Source organism: Halorubrum sp. CGM5_25_10-8B (assembly GCF_005435095.1).
Lineage (GTDB): Archaea > Halobacteriota > Halobacteria > Halobacteriales > Haloferacaceae > Halorubrum > Halorubrum ezzemoulense.
The window spans coordinates 21,845-35,110 of record NZ_SGTY01000013.1 but is presented as its reverse complement, the minus strand read 5'-3'; the positions used below and the strand labels follow the sequence as shown (position 1 = coordinate 35,110).

Annotated in this window: 12 protein-coding genes; 2 read left to right on the top strand and 10 right to left on the bottom strand. The window is 71.2% G+C overall.

Features of this window, described 5'->3' with window-relative positions:
- The first annotated feature begins 61 nt into the window (after nt 1-61).
- A complete protein-coding gene (locus EXE51_RS12745; RefSeq protein ID WP_137692795.1) occupies nt 62-1,969 on the top strand; it encodes an aldehyde ferredoxin oxidoreductase family protein in 1,908 nt (635 codons plus the stop codon).
- A gap of 39 nt (nt 1,970-2,008) precedes the next feature.
- Here the strand turns inward: EXE51_RS12745 and EXE51_RS12740 are convergent, their stop codons facing one another.
- From EXE51_RS12740 to EXE51_RS12695, 10 genes are all read right to left on the bottom strand, one after another.
- Entirely contained in the window at nt 2,009-2,341 is a 333-nt protein-coding gene (locus EXE51_RS12740; protein WP_049930761.1) for a hypothetical protein, read from the bottom strand.
- Nucleotides 2,338-3,381, bottom strand: a complete 1,044-nt coding sequence (locus tag EXE51_RS12735; protein WP_049930759.1) for an Mrp/NBP35 family ATP-binding protein — start codon at nt 3,379-3,381, stop codon at nt 2,338-2,340. The genes EXE51_RS12740 and EXE51_RS12735 overlap by 4 nt, the downstream gene beginning before the upstream one ends.
- Before the next feature lie 81 nt (nt 3,382-3,462).
- A complete protein-coding gene (locus EXE51_RS12730; protein WP_137692794.1) occupies nt 3,463-4,266 on the bottom strand; it encodes an isopentenyl phosphate kinase in 804 nt (267 codons plus the stop codon).
- Nucleotides 4,263-5,279 carry a mevalonate kinase gene (gene mvk / locus EXE51_RS12725; protein WP_094494575.1) on the bottom strand — a complete coding sequence of 339 codons (1,017 nt, stop codon included), beginning with the start codon at nt 5,277-5,279 and terminating at the stop codon, nt 4,263-4,265. The genes EXE51_RS12730 and mvk overlap by 4 nt, the downstream gene beginning before the upstream one ends.
- Nucleotides 5,280-5,344: 65 nt before the next feature.
- A complete protein-coding gene (locus EXE51_RS12720) occupies nt 5,345-6,370 on the bottom strand; it encodes an AbrB/MazE/SpoVT family DNA-binding domain-containing protein (RefSeq protein WP_137692793.1) in 1,026 nt (341 codons plus the stop codon).
- Nucleotide 6,371: 1 nt separating this feature from the next.
- Nucleotides 6,372-7,043 carry a phosphate signaling complex protein PhoU gene (phoU, locus tag EXE51_RS12715; RefSeq protein ID WP_137692792.1) on the bottom strand — a complete coding sequence of 224 codons (672 nt, stop codon included), beginning with the start codon at nt 7,041-7,043 and terminating at the stop codon, nt 6,372-6,374.
- Nucleotides 7,044-7,047: 4 nt separating this feature from the next.
- Complete coding sequence (gene pstB / locus EXE51_RS12710) at nt 7,048-7,962, bottom strand: phosphate ABC transporter ATP-binding protein PstB (protein WP_137692791.1); 915 nt, start codon at nt 7,960-7,962, stop codon at nt 7,048-7,050.
- Between the two features lie 5 nt (nt 7,963-7,967).
- Entirely contained in the window at nt 7,968-9,596 is a 1,629-nt protein-coding gene (gene pstA / locus EXE51_RS12705) for a phosphate ABC transporter permease PstA (protein WP_089308628.1), read from the bottom strand.
- Nucleotides 9,596-10,729, bottom strand: coding sequence for a phosphate ABC transporter permease subunit PstC (gene pstC / locus EXE51_RS12700; protein WP_086219731.1), 1,134 nt, complete (start codon nt 10,727-10,729; stop codon nt 9,596-9,598). The genes pstA and pstC overlap by 1 nt, the downstream gene beginning before the upstream one ends.
- 156 nt (nt 10,730-10,885) lie before the next feature.
- Nucleotides 10,886-12,103: a PstS family phosphate ABC transporter substrate-binding protein gene (locus EXE51_RS12695; protein ID WP_094552248.1), complete on the bottom strand. Its 1,218-nt coding sequence runs from the start codon at nt 12,101-12,103 to the stop codon at nt 10,886-10,888.
- Between the two features lie 206 nt (nt 12,104-12,309).
- Between EXE51_RS12695 and EXE51_RS12690 the strand changes: the two genes are divergently transcribed.
- On the top strand, nt 12,310-13,257 hold the full coding sequence (locus tag EXE51_RS12690) for a halo transducer protein (protein ID WP_137692790.1): 948 nt from the start codon (nt 12,310-12,312) through the stop codon (nt 13,255-13,257).
- Nucleotides 13,258-13,266: the final 9 nt, after the last annotated feature.

The following is a 13,266-nucleotide window of genomic DNA, read 5'->3' as shown; positions in this document are numbered from 1 at the left end:
CCGACCGGCGGCGTCGCGGCGGCGGACAAATTGATACGACTCCGCCACGCAGGTCAACCGGATGCGCCGAAACCGCACCCGAGTCATTCGCGTGGACCTCTCGACGCGCGAGACTACCAGCGAACGGGTCCCGCGGGACTGGCGACGCGACTTCGTTGGCGGGAAGGGGATCGGAGCGCGCTACCTCTACGAGGAACTCTCGCCGGGAACGGACCCGACGGGGCCGGAGAATCTCCTCGCGTTCCTCGTCGGGCCGCTCGCGGGCTTCCTACCGGGAGAGACCCGGTACGCCGCAGTGACGAAGTCGCCGCTCACCGGCGGGTTCCTCGACTCGTACGCCGGCGGCGACTTCGCCGTCCGGCTCGCGGGGTCGCTCGACGACTGCATCGGCCTGCTCGTGACCGGGACCGCCGACAGACCGGTCCGGATCGAGGTCGAGGGGGGTCGCGCCCGGGTCAAGCCGACCGACGCGTGGGGCGACGACGCCGCCGAGACCGCCGAGCGGTTCCCGGACGCCGGCGTCGCCTGCGTCGGCCCGGCCGGCGAGCGCGAGGCGGCGTACGCGACGATCGCGAGCGACGGCGGCGACCACCACGCCGGGCGCGGCGGCGCCGGCGCGGTGATGGGCGCGAAGCGGCTGAAGGCCGTCGTCGCCCGCGACCCCCCGCCGGCGGTCCCGGACGACCTCGCCGCCCGCCGCGACCGCGACGCCGAGACGTACGGGCGGCGGCCGACCGGCGAGTGGCAGGCGGCCGGCGAGACGATCGAGACGGTCGACTACGCGGACGAGGTCGGGATCCTCGCGGCCGAGGGATGGACGGAGACCGGCTTCGACGGAGTCGACGACATCGGCGTCGAGGCCGCGGCGGAGCGCGCGGCCGGACGCGAGGGAGTCAGGGAGGGCGACTCGGCCGTCCCCGGCGGGTTCCGGATCGACACGTCCGACGGCGAGGTCGTGCCGCGCGGCGCGGCCCCGATCACGCTCGGCGCCGGCCTCGGGATCGACGACTTCGACCGCGTCGCGGAGCTCTGCGGGGTCTGCGACCGTCTCGGCCTCGACGTGATCGGCGCGGGCAGCGCGGTCGCTTGGGCGATCCGCGCCGGGCGGGCTGGGGTCGTCGACTGCCCGGTCGACTTCGGTGACGCCGCTGGCGCAGAGCACCTGCTGAAGGCGATCGCGGCCCGCGACCCCCCGGCCGATCTCGACGTGGACCCGGACCTCCCGGACGCCCTCGCCGACGGGGTCGACGCCGCGGTGGCCCAATTCGGCGGCGACGCGCTTGTGCCGACGGTGAAGTCGATGGCGCTGCCCGGCTTCGACCCGCGCGCGGCGGTCGGCGTCGCGCTCGCGTACGCGACGAGCGACCGCGGCGCGTGTCACCGGCGCGCGCGACCGCAGGAGCGCGAGCCGCTGGCACGTCCCGACCGCTCCCTCGCCGACCGGGTGCGCGACGTGGTCGGGGAGCAGAACGCGCGCTCGGTCCTGTGGAGCCTCGTCGTCGACGACTTCGTCGGCGAGGCGGTCTGTGCCGACCTCGGCGCGGAGTGGCTCGCGGCGATCGAGCACCCGGCGGTCGACGACTGCGGCGGCCCGCACCGCGACGAGTCGGAACGCGGGGACGCGAGGGACGCTGGCCGACCGGATCCCTCCCCCGCCGCGCTCGCGACGACCGGCGAGCGCATCTGGACGCTCACCCGACTGTTCAACGCCCGAGAGGGATTCGACCGCGCGGACGACGCGCTCCCTGAGCCGCTCCGCACCGACGCGGCCGACGGGACGCCGGGCGTCGACGTCGACGCGTTCGACCGCCTGCTCGATCGGTACTACGCGGCACGCGGGTGGGGCGAACGGGGGCTCCCGACGCCGGAGACGGCCGAGCGCCTCGGACTCGCGCGCGTCGTCGACGACGCGACGCCGCTGGACGATAGCCCGATCGACTCCGCCCCGGCGGCCGACGCGGACGACTGACCCCGCCCGGCGACGTGACTGCCGTCCGCTCCGGCGGCCTCAGCGACGCAGCCCGCCCTCCGCCTTGATACGCATGATGTGCCGGACGTTGAGGTAGATCTCCTCCGGCGACGTCTCCTCCTCCTCGTCGTATAAGTCCGACACCCGGTAGAGGATCGCCGAGAGCTGCTTGCTCTCCGAGCTCTCCGCGCGTACGTCCGCCGCCACCTCGCGGAGGAACTCCCGCACCTCCGCGTCGGCCGGGATCTCCGCGCCCGACGCCTCGTCCGGTACCACCGGGTCGACGCCCGCGGCCGCGAGGGGGTCCTCCGGGTCGTCGCCGGTCGCCCCGGTTTCGTCGCCGGCCCCCGCGCCGTCGTCCGCGTCGGTCATCGCTCGCCGCTCACCCCGCGGCGGCGGACGACCCCGGCGTTGTTCGCGACGTTCTCGACGAGCAGCTTGAACGCGTCTGCGGTCTCGCCGTCCTCCAAGACGACGGGCTCGCCGTCGTCGCCGCCCGTCCGGACCGCGGGGTCGAGCGGGACGCCGCCGAGGAAGGGCAGGTCGTGGTCCGCGGCGAGCGCCTTCCCGCCGCCGGAGCCGAATATCTCGTGAAAGCCGCCGCAGTCCGGGCAGCGGAAGCCGGCCATGTTCTCCGCGATACCGAGGACGTTCGTGTCGTGTTTACCGAACATCCGGAGCCCCTTCACCGCGTCGTCGAGCGCCACGTCCTGCGGCGTGGTGACGATCACGGCCCCCGTCAGCGGCAGCGTCTGGAGGATCGTGAGCTGTGTGTCGCCGGTGCCCGGCGGGAGGTCCATCACGAGGTAGTCGAGCTCGCCCCACTCCACGTCCTCGACGAGTTGGGTGATGATCTTGTGGACCATCGGGCCGCGCCAGATGACGGGGTCGTCCTCGCCGGTGAGGAAGTCCATGCTCATCAGCTTCACGCCGAACCGCTCCGGTGGCACGATCGTCTCGCCGTCGGTTTCCGGGCGCTGCTCCGCGGACACCATCCGCGGGACGTTGGGCCCGTACACGTCGGCGTCGAACAGGCCGACGCGGGCGCCGAGTTTGGAGAGCCCGGCCGCGATGTTGACCGCCATCGTCGACTTCCCGACCCCGCCCTTCCCGGAGGCGACCGCGATCACGTTCTGTACGCCGGGGAGGACCTGCTCCTCGGTCGAGAGGTCGTCCGGGATCGACGCCGACAGCTCGACGTCGAGCCCGGTGTCGGCGAGCGCCTCGCGCACGTCGTCGGCGATGGCCGACTCGGTCGGCGAGAAAGGGGCGCCGAGCGCGAGCGACACGTGGACCGTTCCGTCCGCCTCGTCGACGTCGACGCCGTTCACCAGCCCGAGCGAGACGATGTCGCCGCCGAGGTCGGGGTCCCGCACCTCCGCGAGCCGCTCCCGTACGTCCGATTCGTTCATGCCGGGGAGGAGGGCCGTGGGTCGAATAAGGGTTCTGTACGGGGGCGCGCCACCGTTTGCGACGCGCCCGCGGTCACCCGCTCAATCGATCCGGGTCCCCGCGCCCTCGCCGCGCAGGAACGGGACCAGCCCCTCTGCGCCGAACACGTACGCCGGCGCGTCCAGCGCGAGCAGCTCCCGCACCTTCGCGGCCATGCCGCCGGAGACATCGGTGGCGCCGCTCGCGCCGAGGGCGTCCGCGACCGACCCGAAGTCGTCGATCGCTGGGATCACGTCGCCGTCGCCGTCGAGGACGCCGGGCACCGTCGAGCAGACCCCAACGCGGCGTGCGCCAAGTCCGGACGCGAGCTCGACGACCAGCTCGTCACCCGAGACGACCGTCACCCCGTCGCCCGCCGTCGCCACGCCGTCGCCATGGAGGACCGGAACGAACCCCTCGCCGAGCAGCGTCGCCGTCGACCCGAGCGGGAGGTCGAGCCCGCCGTCCGCGCCGCCGGCCCGCGCCGCGAGCGACAGCGGGTGAACCGGCACCGCCGGGACCCCGTGCTCGCGGAGTCGTTCTAACACGTGCGCGTTCAGCCGCTTCATCGCCCCGTGAATCGCGGCCGCCGCCTCGGCGTCCCGCGTCCCGTCTGTCGTCGACACGCCGTGCTCGCTGGCGTGGTGGTGGCCGAAGCTCCCGCCGCCGTGGACGACGACGAGCCGGTCGGCCGTACCCGCCGCGAGGGCGTCCGCGACGGCGTCGCAGGCCGCGTGGAGCGCCGCCTCGTCGAGGGTTTCGGGCTCGTTCTTCTCCGTGATCAGACTCCCGCCGAGCTTGAGGACGACGGGGGGAGCGGACTCTCCGCCGGCGTCGTCGTTACTGACGGCTTCGCCCCCCGTCACGGCTCCACCACCCGGACGCCCTCGGTCGCCAGCTCGGCGCGGAACGATTCCTCGCAGCCCTGCGTGAACGAGAGCGCGGTCTCCGTCGCGTCGCTTTCGTCGAGCGCGACGATACAGCCGCCGCCGCCCGCACCGGTGAGCTTCGCACCGTGCGCGCCCGCGTCCCGCGCGGCCCACACCATGGCGTCGAGCGACCGGGCGGAGACGCCGAGCGCCGCTAACAGTCCGTGGTTGAAGTCCATCAGCTCGCCGAGTTCCGCGAGCAGCGCCGGGTCGGGGTCGCTCTCGGGGTCGGCATCCGCGAGCAGTTCCTCGCCCGTCCGGACGAGGTCGCCGATCGATTCGACCGTGTCGGCGGCGAACTCGTGTTCCGCCCGCAGTTCGCGGACACCGGCGACCAGCTCACCGGTATCGCCCGCGCCGCCGTCGAACCCGACGACGAACGGAAGGTTCGGCGCGTCGATCGGCTCGCAGTCGTCGCCCTCGACCCGCACCGCGCCGCCCATCGTCGAGCAGAAGGTGTCCGCTCTGGAGGCCTGCCCGTCCTGGACCTCGAACTCGGCCCGATACGCCCGCTCGGCCAGCTCTCGGCGGTCGAGCGGCTCCCCGAGCGCGCGCGTCGCGGCGTCGATACCGGCCACGACCACGGCCGCCGACGACCCGAGCCCCGCGCCGAGGGGGATGTCGCTCTCGACGGTGATGTCGAAGCCGGCGTCGGGCGCGTCGGCCGCCTCGCGCGCCTGCTCGACGGCCGCGTCGACGTACCCCATCGCGGCCTCGACGAGCGGCGTCGGCACGTCGACATCGGGCCGGTCGCTCGTCCCACCCGCGTACTCCACGGTGAACCCGTTCAGAGAGAGGTCCTCGGCCTCGACGCGCACGTGGTCGTCCTCGCGCGGCTCGGCGGTCACCGTGGCGCGCCGCTCGATCGCCGCGGGCACGGCCGGCTCGCCGTAGACGACGGCGTGTTCGCCGAAGAGGTACACCTTCCCCGGCGCTTCGCAAACGGTCATACGAGTCTCCTCTCCCCCCGCGCTTACAGGCGTTGCGCTTGGCGGGTCTGGGCGGGACCCGACATCTACTCGTTCATCCGTCCCGGGTCGCGGTCGCGTATCGTTTCGCGGCAGCGGACCGCGCGACGCAGCCCGATCTCCGCCACGTTGCCCCCGCACTCCGCGGTTCGCCGCAGCGCGCGCGCGACGCGGCGGAGCTCCGCCGCCCCCGCGCCCGCCTCGTCCAGTTCCCGATCGAGCGCGTCGATGTCGTCGCGAGCCCGGCGCAGCTCACCGACCGCGCTCCGAGCGACGTCGGCGCCCTCGTCGCCGAGGGCGACGCTCACCCCGTCGGAGACGACCTCTCGGACCGTGCGACCGAAGTCGCGACACGCCGCCAGTCGCGCGGCCGACGGCGGGTCGTCGAGGGCCGCCGCGGCGCTCCCGATGTCCGCCGCCGCGTCGCGGAAGCGGCACAGCTCCCGCATCGCCGTCCACGACTCGAACAGCTCCGGGCGGGTCGTGCCGAGCGCGTCGACCTCCCCGAGGTCGGCCATGCCGCGGGAGACGGACCGGTCGATCATCGACGCGAGGCGGTCGACCTGTTTGTCGCGGGAGCCGATCGGCGACGAGTCGGGCGGCGTCGCCAGCGCCTCGACCGCGTCGCCGTGTATCGAGCGGACCGTGAACGCCAGCTGTCGGAGCGACTGACTCACGGAGACCTCCGTCGAGTCCAGCATGATCTGAACCGTCGTCGCGGTCTCCGACTCCGCGGCCACCGACATCCCGATCCGGTTGCGGGCGACCCGCTCGACGACGCGCCGCTGGTCCGGGGTGAGCGGCTCGTCCCGTTCGAGCGTGACCTCGCGCGCGCCAGCGGCGTAGGCCGCCCGCAGCGCCCGCTCGATTACCTCCGGGTCGGCCGACTCGATCCGGGCGACGGGCGGGTCGCCGTCGCCGCCGTTCCCGGTCTGGACCGCCAACACGCCGTCGATGTGGTCGTGGAGCGTCACGGTGTCGCCGGACGCGACGCCCTGCGACTCCGCCCAGTCCTTCGGGAGCGAGACCGTGTACGTCCCGTTCCCCACGGTTTGGACCTTTCTCGACTCCATCTCAGTAGAGCAGCTCCGGGTCGTTTTCGGTCATGTACAGCGTCCGCGCCGCGATGTTCACGGCGTGATCCGCGATCCGTTCGAGGTCTCGGATCGTCAACAGCACCCGCGATACGTCGTCCAACAGCCGTTCGGCCTCCCAGCCGTCCCCGTCGGTCCCGGCGATCAGATCGCGGGTGACGCTCTCGCTCGCCCGCTGGCAGAGCGCGTCGACCTCGTCGTCGTCGGCCGCGACCGCGCGGCACGCGGCCGCGTCCTCGGCTTCGTACGCGGCGAGGCCCCGTTCGAGGAGGTCACGCGCCGCCTCGCCGATGGCGTCGAGCTGAACCTCCGGCGAGAGCGTCCGCGTCGCGGTCCGGAGGTAGTCCGCCAGGTTGACCGCGAGGTCGCCGATGCGTTCGAGGTCGGTGATGATCTTGAACGAGGCGGTGACGAGTCGGAGGTCGCCCGCGACCGGCTGCTGGAGCGCGAACAGGTCCACGCACCGGTCCTCCAAGCGCAGGTACGTCTCGTTGACCGCGGCGTCGGCGTCGACCACTTTCTGCGCCAGCGACTCGTCGCGGCGCTCCGCGGCGTCGAGGCTCCGTTCGACCTGCCCTATCACCTGATCCCCCATGGCGAGCACGTCCGCCCGGAGCTCGTCGAGCGAGTCCTGGTACTGTTCTCGGGGCATGGGATCACCCGAACTTGCCGGTGATGTAGTCCTCGACGCGCTCGCTGTGTGGGTCCTCGAACACCTGATCGGTGTCGCCGTACTCGACGAGCTCGCCGCCCGTGAGGAAGACGGCGGTCTGGTCCGATATCCGGGCCGCCTGCTGCATGTTGTGCGTGACGATGACGACGGTGTACTCCTCCGCGAGGTCGTCGATCAGGTCCTCTATCTTCGCCGTGGCGATGGGGTCCAAGGCGGACGCCGGCTCGTCCATCAGGATGACCTCCGGGTCGACCGAGAGGCAGCGGGCGATACAGAGCCGCTGTTGCTGGCCGCCCGAGAGCCCGAGCGCGTTGTCGTCGAGCCGGTCGCTCACCTCGTCCCATAGCGCCGCGTCGCGGAGGCACCGCTCGACGAGCGCGTCGCGCTCGTCGGCGTCGCTCCGGTTCAGCAGGCGGGCGAGGAGGCCCGTGTCGAGGTCGCCGTGCTTCTTTGGCCCGTAGGCGATGTTCTCGCGGATCGTCTTGGGGAAGGGGTTCGGCGACTGGAACACCATTCCGACCCGCTTACGCAGCTCCACGAGGTTGACCCCATCCCGGTAGATCTCTTGCCCGTCGAGCTTCACCGAGCCGTCGATCCGGGCGGAGCTGACCCGATCGTTCATCCGGTTGAGACACCGGAGGTACGTCGACTTCCCACAGCCCGAGGGGCCGATCAGGGCGGTGACGCTCTTCTCGGGGATCTCCATCGAGACGCCCTTCAGCGCGTGGTCGTCGCCGTAGTGAACGTCGAGGCCCTCGACGGCCAGCTTCGCGTCGCCGCGGAACTCGTAGTCGGTCCACTCGTCGCGGGTCTGCTCGACGGTCTCGCCGGTCGTCGTGGTGGGCGAGCGGTCGTCGGTCGATGCGGTCTGGGTCTGTTGGGTGGTGTTCTCGCTCATCGGATTCAGGTGTGTGTGAGCCGTCGCCGGAAGTAGTAGCGCGTCGCGATGCCGATCGCGTAGAATGAGAGGACGACGACGAGCAGCACCAGCGCCGTCGCCCAGCGGAACTCGTCCGCGTTGCCGACGTTGCTGCTGGCACCCACGCCGGCGGAAATCAGAGCGTACAGCTGGTACGGCAGCGCCGAGGTTGCCTCCAGCAGGGCCGGATTGGCGACGAACGGCGGCGCGGACGTGAACTGGAAGCTCCCGAGGACGTCGACCGTCTGCGAGCCGGGAACGAACGTCCCGCCGGCCATCGTCAGCAGGATCGGCGCCGTCTCGCCGGCGATCCGACCGACGCCGAGGATGACGCCGGTGACGACGCCGGGCAGCGCCGCCGGAAGGACGACGCTCCGGATCGTCTGCCACTTCGACACCCCAAGCGCGGCGCTCGCGTCGCGGTACTCGTCGGGGACGGAGAGCATCGCCTCCCGGGAGGTGATCACCACGAGCGGGAGGAGCATGAACCCGAGCGTGATCATCCCGGAGAGCAGCGACTTCCCGTTGCCGAACCGCGGGATGAGGAAGGCGAAGCCGAACAGCCCGAAGACGATGCTGGGGGTGCTCCACAGCCCGTTTGTCGCGATCTCGACGACCTGGGTGAACCGACCGCGGTCCGCGTACTCGGTGAGGAAGAGCGCCGCGCCGACGCCCAGCGGGACCGCCAGCACGACGGCGCCGAGGACGAGCCAGACCGTGCCGACGATCGCGGGCAACACGCCCTGGAAGTCGTTGAAGAGGGCGACGCCGTTCATCACGAACGGGACGGACACCGGCAGCGTGACCGAGACGCCGAGGACCGTCGTCTGCGGCCCGGTGCCGAGGCCGATCTCGACGCCGTTCAACAGCCCGGGGACCCCCTGGACGACCACGAAGGCGACGAGGACGAACAGGAAAGCGACGATCGAGAGCGCGTTCAGGTACACGAGGACGTACGCGCCCATGTGCCGACCGCGGGCGCCGAAGCCACCGTACGCCTTCGCCGAGGCCCAGCCGCCGTACAGCGCGCTGAACAGCGTCGCCGCGGGGATGAGGAACTCCGCGGTGAGGGCCGCCTGCTGGGCCCAGTCCAGCTCCCACACCCACGTCGGGCCGATGACGCCGGTGAGGAACACGAGCCCCGTCAGCGCGAGGAGGCTCCCGAGCGGGAGCGTCGACCCTACGTCCTCGCGGGGGAGTACGGTGAGCGCGAACGCGCCGCCGCCGACGGCCGTCCCGGCGAGGACGCCGACCGTCGTGCCGAGACCGAGCGTCTGGCTCGCGACGCTCCCGCCGACGACGACCCACGGAACGGCAGCGCCGAAGCCGGCGACGAGCCCGGCGCTCGGGTCGGGGTCGGTCTCGACGTAGCCTAGACGGGAGCCGGCGCCGAAGGCGACCACCGCGACGCCGAGCGCGGTCAGGAGCCCGCCGAGCAGCGTCACGGTCCGAATCCCGAACAGCGAGCCGGTGAGGCTGACGCGCTCGAACAGCGCGGCGACGGCGAGCGCGAACAGGACCGCCGAGAGCCCGACGGCAACGCCCGCGACGGCGTCCGTCTCCGTGGTCTCCGACTCGACGAGCCTGGCGTCCGTCTGGCTCGCGTCCGCCATCAGACCTCACCCCCGAGCCGCTTGTGCATTCTCCATTCGATGTACTGCGCGCCGATGGAGATGACGAGGACGGTGACGAACAAGATCACGCCCGCGACGAACAAGGCGTCCATCTGGAGGCCGTCGGCCTCGCCGTAGTTCCGCGCGATGATCGACGTCAGCGTCTCCTGCCCGTAGAAGACGTTGACGAGTGGCTCCGTGAGGCGAGGCACGCCGCGGAGCATCACCGTGGCGGCCATCGTCTCGCCGATGGCGCGGCCGACACCGAGCAGGACCGCCGCGGAGACGCCGGAGAACGCGGCCGGCAGCGTGATCGAGGTCATCGTCTGCCAGTCGGTCGTTCCCATCGCCAGCGAGCCGCTCTTCATCGACTCCGGGACGCTGCTCAGCGCGTCTTCGGCCACGGAGACGACGGTCGGGAGCGCCATCAGCCCGACGACGATGCCGACGAACAGGTACGACCCCTGCCCCGTCGTCTGGAACTGGTCGGAGGCCCACGGGCCCAGCACGGTGAACCCGATGAACCCGTAGACGATCGAGGGAATGCCGGCGAGGATCTCGACGCCGGGCTTGACGACCTCGCGGACGGTCGCGGGGGCGATCTCCGAGAGGAAGAGCGCCGCGGAAACACCGAGGGGCGCGGCGACCGCGGAGGCGATCAGCGTCACCATCACCGTCCCGTGGATCATCGGCACCATCGAGTACCGGATGGGCGGCGAGACGGCGTCCCAGTTCGGCTGGATGAACATCCGCAGGCCGGGGACCGTGATCCCGAACGCCGTCGCGCTCTCGTATCGGATCACCGGGACGGACTCGCGGAAGATGAAGACGATGATCAGTCCGAGGATGAGGATCGTCGACACCGTCATCATCAGCGCGATCGTGTACGCGGTCTCCTCCTGGTACCGGAACCAGCCGATCCCCGCCGCCGTGAGGAAGACGACGAAGGGAACGATGGTGAGGTCGGAGACGGCGAGGAACCCGACGAGGGTGGCCAAGAGCGACAGCGTCATCGCGGAGATGATCGCCAGCGCGGGGGGTTCGGTCTCGTCGACGAACTCCCTGACTCGTCTGCGCTGCGCGCCGAGCGCGTCGGTCAGTCGCCCGCCGAGCGCGTCTGTTACCGTTGGCATCTGTCTGTTATCGAGAGCATTCGCGTGTTGTGTGTCGTAGAAGCCATGTTCGTCCGTACCGTGAGCGCCGGCGGCCGCGGAGAGACGGGCGGTCGCGGGGGGGTCAGTCGGCCGAGACGACGCTCGTCTCGGGTCGATCGACCGTCGGTCGTCGGACTACGGCGAGATGAGATCCTCCGTGGCGACGGACGAGACCTTGTCTTTCATCGACTGGAGGTCGCTCGTCGGGAGCGGGATGTAGTTGTTCCCCTCGACGAAGACGCTCTGTCCGAACTCGTTGAGGAACATATTGACGAACGCCGCCTCGCGCCGGTCGTAGCCGCCGGCTTCGGGGTTGTTCTCCTCGATGAGCGTGTACATGTGGAGGTCGCGGTTGAGCGGGTACTCGCTGTCGAAGATGGTGTTCTCCGCGTCGCGGCTGGTCTCGTACAGCGTGCCGTCGAACTCGATGGAGATCGGGATGACCGTTTCGCTGGTGAACGCGAGCGCCATGTACGCGATGGCGCCCTCGTTCTGGGAGACGGCCTGCGCGACCTGCTGGTTCTGCCCGAAGCGCGTGTCGACGCCCGACATCGAGGCGTCGGCGGCGCCGAGCATGTTCAGGCGGAACGAGGTGTCCGTCCCGGAGCCCTCGGCGCGGCCGATAGCGTAGATCTCCTGATCGTAGTCGACCCCGTCGATCTCGTTCCAGTTGGTGATCTCGTTCTGGTAGATGCCGCGGATCTCCTCGCCGGTCAGCTGCGCGACGCCGGCGTCGGAGACGTCGGAGCTGACGACGACCGGCTGGCCATCGCGACCGACAACGTTGTCGACGACTGTGTTCTGGGCCTTCTCCTCGGTCCAGTCGAGCTCCGCCGTGATCGGCCCGGAGGAGTTGCCGATGTCGACGAGGCCGTCAGTGACGGCCTCACAGCCGGTCCCGGAGTGGCTCAGGCCGACCGTCGTCGGGAACGGCGGCGAAGAGCGCTGATCGGTCGGCTCGAAGCCGAACTTCGCTGCGAAGTAGTCGGCGATGAGCATGTCGTCCGCGCCGTCGGCGGAGAGCTGGTCCCAGCCGGGCACCGAGCCCTCGTCGTTCGCGCCCCAGTACTCGCCGTCGCTCGGCGGGGCGTTGGAGTTCCAGTATGAGCTCCCCGTGTTCGAGATTGGGTACACCGTCGAGGAGCCCTCGGCGTTGAGCAGCGCCGTGCTCTGCCCGGAGCCGTCGTCGCCGTCGCCACCGGAGCCGCCGGAGCCACCGTCGCCGCCGTCGCCGCCGGAGCCGCCGTCGCTGCTTCCGCTACAGCCCGCCAACCCGGCGGTTCCGAGCGCTCCGGACGTGATGAGAACTTTCCGCCGCGACACGCCGCCGTCGACCCAGTTCCGGTCTGACATCAGGCGTGGCAACGGGCAAGTCTATTAAACTGGTTTATATTTTTAATATAGTCACCTCTTGTCACGCGAAGAGTCCACAGTATCGGTGGTGAGTACAAGAGACGGTTCTGACAGCTATATACCACCACGTACCGCTCTGTTCGCCTCTGTCCCCGAACACACCGCTCTTAGGAAGGTATACACCGTACTACGCCGAATCCGGCCGTATGAGTGAGAGCGCGCCCGCGGAGACGCCCCTCGACGAACTCGTCGAGTCTGTGGCCGACCGGACCGGCGAGGAACCGGAGTCGATCCGGACCTGGCTCGAACCCTTCACCGACGACGGGAGGGTGACGTCCGCGGCGATCGAGTCGAGCGTCACCGACGTGTCGCAGATACTCGCGACAGCGGAGACGCGGGTCGACCTCGCGACGCGGACCCACGACGAGGCGACCGCCGCCGACGACGCGCCGGACCTCGAGGTCGTCACAGTCCGCCGGCGGGCGTTCGGGGACCGGCTGGACGACCTCCGTGCGGAGGTGGAGGCGCTCGGCGACGAGCTCGGCGCGGCGCGGTCGGGGCTGGCCGAGCCGGTGGCGGTGTACCGCGCCGCGGTTGCCCTCCACGAGATAACCACCGAGGCGCAGGACATCGTCCGCGTCGCCCACGACCTCGAAACCGAACTGGAGGCGTTCGAGGCGTGGCTCCGCTCGGCCAACCGACGCCACGGCGCGCTCGTGGACGAAGTCGAGGCCGCCGAGGAGTCCGCTGCGGCCCTCACCGAGACCGTCGAGTCGCTGCGGGACGCGGACGACCCGGACCCAGGACGGCGGTTCGACGCCGCCGTCCAGACGCGCGTCCTCGACCTCGTCGTCGCCGACCTCCGAGCCGAGGCCGACGACCTCCGCGCGTGGGCCCACCGCGACGGCGCCCCCTTCCCGGACGACGTGGACGCGCGGATCGACGATCTCGAATCCGCGGTCGCGGAGCACGCCGACGCGCTCGGCGACCGGCCGGGCCGGGACGGCGAGTTCGGCGAGCGGCTCGACGCGCTCGACGCGGAGCTCGAGGCGGTCGAGCCGCCCGTCGCGTGGGCTCGCGTGGACGAGACCGTCGCGGAGGCTCGGTCGGCGCTGTCCGAGGACGGGGCGACCGGCGACGAGGCCGCGAACTGAGCCGGCGGC

Excerpts from the sequence above, each read along its gene's own strand:
- EXE51_RS12745 (WP_137692795.1), top strand. The coding sequence starts at position 62 with ATGCGCCGAAACCGCACCCGAGTCATTCGCGTGGACCTCTCGACGCGC.
- EXE51_RS12740 (WP_049930761.1), bottom strand. The coding sequence starts at position 2,341 with ATGACCGACGCGGACGACGGCGCGGGGGCCGGCGACGAAACCGGGGCG.
- EXE51_RS12735 (WP_049930759.1), bottom strand. The coding sequence starts at position 3,381 with ATGAACGAATCGGACGTACGGGAGCGGCTCGCGGAGGTGCGGGACCCC.
- mvk (WP_094494575.1), bottom strand. The coding sequence starts at position 5,279 with ATGACCGTTTGCGAAGCGCCGGGGAAGGTGTACCTCTTCGGCGAACAC.
- EXE51_RS12720 (WP_137692793.1), bottom strand. The coding sequence starts at position 6,370 with ATGGAGTCGAGAAAGGTCCAAACCGTGGGGAACGGGACGTACACGGTC.
- phoU (WP_137692792.1), bottom strand. The coding sequence starts at position 7,043 with ATGCCCCGAGAACAGTACCAGGACTCGCTCGACGAGCTCCGGGCGGAC.
- pstB (WP_137692791.1), bottom strand. The coding sequence starts at position 7,962 with ATGAGCGAGAACACCACCCAACAGACCCAGACCGCATCGACCGACGAC.
- pstA (WP_089308628.1), bottom strand. The coding sequence starts at position 9,596 with ATGGCGGACGCGAGCCAGACGGACGCCAGGCTCGTCGAGTCGGAGACC.
- pstC (WP_086219731.1), bottom strand. The coding sequence starts at position 10,729 with ATGCCAACGGTAACAGACGCGCTCGGCGGGCGACTGACCGACGCGCTC.
- EXE51_RS12695 (WP_094552248.1), bottom strand. The coding sequence starts at position 12,103 with ATGTCAGACCGGAACTGGGTCGACGGCGGCGTGTCGCGGCGGAAAGTT.
- EXE51_RS12690 (WP_137692790.1), top strand. The coding sequence starts at position 12,310 with ATGAGTGAGAGCGCGCCCGCGGAGACGCCCCTCGACGAACTCGTCGAG.